Below are 4,967 nucleotides of genomic sequence, written 5' to 3'. Positions count from 1 at the left end.
GAGCCGTTGGACCGGGTGTTTCACAGCTTCTCTCCTGACTGGGAAAACCAACAATGACGATGGATCGGCACTGAAAATGAGTGACGACGGCGACCCGAATTAAGCAATTTTTCACGGCTTCGTCACCCTCCGGAAACCTAGATTGTCGCCGTCGTCACTCATTTTCAGTGCCGATCCATCGTCATTGTTGGTTTTCCCAGTCAGGAGAGAAGCTGTGAAACACCCGGTCCAACGGCTCAACAGCAGCCGCAATAGCCTCGCCCAATCCATTTCCACCGTACTCACCGGCAGCACCCTGCTGCTGGTCGGAGCGCTGGCATCCTCTTCTGCGTTCGCGCAGGAACAGGCCACCAACCTTGACCGGATCACCGTCACCGGGTCCAACATCCCGCGTACGAACACCGAAACCCCCTCGCCCGTCCAGGTGGTCACCCGCCAGGAGATCGACCGCACCGGCAAGACCACGGTCGCCGAATACCTGCAGACCTTGACCGCCGACGGCGCCGGCTCGATTCCCAAGACCTTCGGCAACGGCTTTGCCGGCGGCGGCGCGGGCATCTCGCTGCGTGGCCTGGGCGCCGGCTCGACGCTGGTGCTGTTGAACGGCCGCCGCATGGCCACCTATGGCCTGGCCGATGACGGCCAGAAGGTCTTCACCGACCTGAGCACCATTCCGCTGGATGCGGTGGAGCGCATCGACATCCTCAAGGACGGCGCCTCGGCCATCTACGGGTCCGACGCGATCGCCGGCGTGGTCAACATCATCCTGCGCAACGACTTCCAGGGCGCCGTGCTGCGCGCCTCCTACGGCACCTCCGGCGATGGCGACGGCAATGCCAAGAAGGCCACGCTGACCGCCGGTACCGGCGACCTCAACAGCGACGGCTGGAATGCGTTCTTCAGCCTGGACGTGGGCAAGACCGACGCGATCAAGATCAGCGACCGCAAGAACCGCAAGTGGATCGGCACCGGCGATACCCGCCAGTGGGGCTACGATGCGGCCGATGCGCAGTTCCTGGGTGGCGCGTACCTGTCCGGCGGCACCGCCGGCGGCACCGGCCCGAACGGCTCGGTATTCAACAGCGCCGGCCAGCTGGTCGCCCTGCCCGGCTGCGCCGGCCTGACCACCATTCCCGGCCAGTCCGATGCCACCGCGCAGGCCCAGGGTTGCCTCTGGGACCCGGCACAGCAGTTCCGTGACCTGAGCCCGGAAGAGAAGTACGTCAACGTGTTCGGCCGCGCCAGCTTCGCCTTCGGTGAAGGTGGTGAGGTCTACACCGAAATCGGCTACTCCAAGAAGGAAACCGTCTTCTCCAACACGCCGTCCGGCGTGTCCGGCGGCTGGGGTTACCCGGGCGGCCCGGTCAACGCCAACAGCGGCGCTGGCGCCACCGTGCTGGGGCCGACCCATCCCGACAACCCGATTCCGGGCCAGGCCTCGCGCCTGCGCTATTCGGCATGGGACGTGGGCGGTCGCGTGACCAACAACACCAATGAGTTCAACCGCTTCCTGGCCGGCGTGAAGGGCAACTGGGGCGAGTGGAGCTACGACACCGCCTACCTGCATTCGGGTACCGACCTGACCAACAAGCGCACCGGCTTCCTGCGCTACAGCGCCGTACGCTGTGCGCTGGGCAATCCGGCCTGCCCGGGTGGCGTGTGGCGCATCGGCGACAATGCCGGGGCGAACTCGCAGGCGCTGTATGACTACATCTCGCCGACCATCAGTGCCAGCGCCAAGTCCAGCCTGGACATGTTCAACTTCACCGTGTCGCGCAGCCTGATGGACCTCAAGGGCGGCCCGCTCGGCCTGGCCATGGGTACCGAATGGCGCAAGACCAGCAACAGCCTGACCCCGCAGACCTACACCGACCAGGGTGACATCATCGGCCTGGGTTACTCGGCCTATGACGGTACCCAGAACGTGTACGCCGGCTATGCCGAATTGTCCGCGCCGGTGCTGGAACAGCTGGAACTGAGCGCGGCACTGCGTTACGACAAGTACGAAAGCGGTGAAGGCAAGGCCACGCCGAAGCTGGGCGTGAAGTGGACCCCGACCGACTGGCTGGCGCTGCGTGCCAGCTATGCCGAAGGTTTCCGCGCGCCGAACCCGGCCGAAAACGGTGACGGCGGCCTGGCCGCGTTCTCCAATGCACGCGATCCGGTGCGTTGCGCGATCGACCCGGCCAACGAGTGCACCGCGCGTTCGGTGGCCATCATCACCCGTCCCAACAAGGACCTGAAGCCGGAAGAGTCCAAGAGCTACTCGGTCGGCATCGTGATGCAGCCGACCTCGTCGACCTCGTTGACCGTCGATGCGTGGCAGATCAAGCGCACCAACGAAATCGCCCAGGGCAGCACCGCCGCGGCGATCGCGGCCGGCAACGTCCTGCGTGATGCCAACAACATCGGTGGCGTGCCCAACAGCGGCACGATCCTGGCCGTCAACACCGCGTACGTGAATGCCAACTCGTCGCGTGTGCGCGGTATCGACACCGATATCCGCCAGACGTTCGACATCGGCCCGGGCCAGCTGGAGATGGATCTGCAGTGGAGCCACGTGCTGAAGTTCGAGCGCACCGAAGGCGATGAAACCGTCGACTACGCCGGCACCCACGGCAACTGCGACGTGACCAACTGCATCGGCACCCCGAAGGACCGTGTCAACTTCGGCACCACCTGGAAGCAGGGCGCCTGGAGTGTCAGCGGCGTCGCCAACTACATCGCCAAGATGGACAACACCGACAAGCGCGGTGGTGACTACCAGGCCTTCTACGCCGACGGTACGCCGGTGACGAAGATCTCCTCGTTCACCACGTTCGATCTTTCCGGCCGTTGGAACGTGACCGACATGTTCGAGCTGAATGCCTCGGTGCAGAACGTGTTCGATCGCATCGCCCCGCTGGATCCGACCACCTACGGCAGCGTGAACTACAACCCGCTGCACTTCAGCGGTGCAATCGGCCGTTACTTCACCGTGGGGGCCAAGTACACCTTCAACTGATGTAACCACACGTGTGGAACGAAAAGCCCGGGCAGTGCCCGGGCTTTTTTTTGGGCGGTGCGTTGGGTTCGATCATTGCGGTGTGTTGCGTGGCCAGCGCTGTCAGCGTTGTCAGCGTTGTGTCAGCCGACCAACGGTCGGCTCTACCCCCACCCATCACGGGCAAAAAAAAGCCTCGCATCGCTGCGAGGCTTTTCAAAACTTGGCGCCCGAAGTTGGACTCGAACCAACGACCCCCTGATTAACAGTCAAGTGCTCTAACCGGCTGAGCTATTCGGGCGGGGTGCGCATTGTAGCCCGTTTTTCACAGGATGTAACCCGTTTTCGCAGCTTTTCTTCAAGCCCGTTGTCAGGCGCGGTGGTACGGGTGGTTGGCCAGCATCGCCGCCGCGCGATACAGCTGCTCGGCCACCACCAGGCGCACCAGCATGTGCGGCAACGTCAGCGGACCAATCGACCATTTCTCATCGGCGAGCGCGGACACTTCGGCCGAGTGGCCCTCAGGGCCACCGATCAGGAACGCCATGTCACGGCCCTGCCCGCGCCAATGCTCCAGCCGCTGCGCCAGCTGCTCGGAACTGAGCTGGCGGCCCGGCACATCGAGCGCGACCACGTAGGCATTCTTGGGCAGCGCCGCAATCACCCGCTTGCCTTCATCGTCGGTGGCCCGACGCGCGTCGCGGCCTTTGCCACGCAGGCCCGGCTCGATCTCCACCAGTTCGAAGGGCAACCAGTGCGACAGACGCTTCTGGTACTCGGCAAAGCCCTGCGCCACCCAGGCGGGTGCGCGTTCGCCGGTGGCGATCAGCCTGGCTTTCATCTGCAGTCTCCCGGCATCGGGGGCGATGCCGTTGAAATGACAACGGCGCCATCGGCGCCGTCATCGTGTCCGCGACACACCGCTTCAGCGTGCGCCGTGGCCGTACTCGTCGCCTTCTTCGGCGTCGTCGTCCAGCAGGCTCGGCGGCTGGTCGCCGACCGTCCACAGGCGCTCCAGCGCGTAGAACTCGCGCACGCGCGGCAGCATCACGTGCACCACGACGTCGCCCAGGTCGACCAGCACCCACTCGGCTTCGCGCTCGCCTTCCACGCCCAGCGGCATCACGCCCAGGGCCTTGGCGAACTTCACCACTTCATCGGCGATCGACTTCACGTGGCGGCTGGAGGTGCCCGAAGCGATCACCATGTAATCGGCGACGCTGGACTTGCCGATCACATCGATTTCGACAAGATCCTTGGCCTTCAGTTCTTCGGTGGCCTTGCGCACGCACTCCAGCAGCTGCGCGTTGGAGGGTGCCGGGTTCGGCATCTGGACCTTGATGGTCTGGGGCTGGGCTTGGTTGCTCAAAGCGGGTGAACTCGATAAATGTGGGGCCGATTATACGGGCCGAATGCCCTGCGCGTATTCACACCGGCCGGGCACCGTACAGGCCCCGGTCGGCGATGTAGTCGGCCACGGCCGGCGGCAGCAGGCTCCGCCAGTCTTCGCCGGCGGCGATCCGGCCGCGCACGGCACTGGCCGATTCCTCGCGCAGCGGGGTCTGCAGGCGCAGCAGGCGCCCGGCCGGCGCCCCCAGCAGCGCGCGCTCGTGGTCGGCCCAGCGCCCGGCCAGGGCGGCCTCCAGCGCGGGCGGCAGGGCCTGTTCCAGCGGGCTGCCCGGGCGGTCGGCCACGATGAAGTGGGCCAGCCCGAACAGGGCCTCCCAGTCATGCCAGCCGGTCAGGCCCAGCAGGCTGTCGGCGCCCACCAGCCACGCCAGCGACTGATGGGGGCCCAGCTCGGCACGCAGTTCGCGCAGGGTATCGACCGTATAGGACGGCACCCCGGGCTGGCGCGCGGCCCGTTCCAGCTCGCGCAGGTCGAGCAGCAGGCCCGGTTCGTCGCCGATCGCCAGGGCCAGCATGTGCGCACGCTGCCCGGCATCGGCGCCCGGCGCGGCCCGGTGCGGCGGATCGGCCGCCG

At 65.8% G+C, this 4,967-nt stretch carries 4 protein-coding genes and 1 tRNA gene; 1 reads left to right on the top strand and 4 read right to left on the bottom strand.

The features are described from left to right. The first annotated feature begins 214 nt into the window (after nucleotides 1–214). On the top strand, nucleotides 215–3,004 hold the full coding sequence (locus DBR34_RS12595; protein WP_128097044.1) for a TonB-dependent receptor: 2,790 nt from the start codon (nucleotides 215–217) through the stop codon (nucleotides 3,002–3,004). Between the two features lie 203 nt (nucleotides 3,005–3,207). On the opposite strand, the gene DBR34_RS12590 is transcribed toward DBR34_RS12595, so the two are convergent. From DBR34_RS12590 to nadD, 4 genes are all read right to left on the bottom strand, one after another. After that, nucleotides 3,208–3,284: transfer RNA gene (locus DBR34_RS12590), tRNA-Asn, on the bottom strand. A 69-nt stretch (nucleotides 3,285–3,353) separates the two neighbouring features. Next, nucleotides 3,354–3,824 carry a 23S rRNA (pseudouridine(1915)-N(3))-methyltransferase RlmH gene (rlmH, locus tag DBR34_RS12585; protein ID WP_038687106.1) on the bottom strand — a complete coding sequence of 157 codons (471 nt, stop codon included), beginning with the start codon at nucleotides 3,822–3,824 and terminating at the stop codon, nucleotides 3,354–3,356. A gap of 84 nt (nucleotides 3,825–3,908) precedes the next feature. Further along, a complete protein-coding gene (gene rsfS, locus DBR34_RS12580) occupies nucleotides 3,909–4,313 on the bottom strand; it encodes a ribosome silencing factor (RefSeq protein WP_051598970.1) in 405 nt (134 codons plus the stop codon). A gap of 97 nt (nucleotides 4,314–4,410) precedes the next feature. Beyond that, on the bottom strand, nucleotides 4,411–4,967 hold a 557-nt coding region (nadD, locus tag DBR34_RS12575), incomplete at its 5' end, for a nicotinate-nucleotide adenylyltransferase (RefSeq protein ID WP_128097045.1).

Origin of the sequence: Stenotrophomonas sp. HMWF003 (assembly GCF_003061285.1) — a bacterium.
GTDB classification, from domain to species: domain Bacteria; phylum Pseudomonadota; class Gammaproteobacteria; order Xanthomonadales; family Xanthomonadaceae; genus Stenotrophomonas; species Stenotrophomonas maltophilia_AP.
Note: the sequence above shows the minus strand (reverse complement) of the source record. Positions and strands in the feature narration are given on the sequence as shown.

What these genes read in the sequence shown, in the direction of transcription:
- rlmH (WP_038687106.1), bottom strand. Translation starts at nt 3,824, where the DNA reads ATGAAAGCCAGGCTGATCGCCACCGGCGAACGCGCACCCGCCTGGGTG.
- rsfS (WP_051598970.1), bottom strand. Translation starts at nt 4,313, where the DNA reads ATGCCGAACCCGGCACCCTCCAACGCGCAGCTGCTGGAGTGCGTGCGC.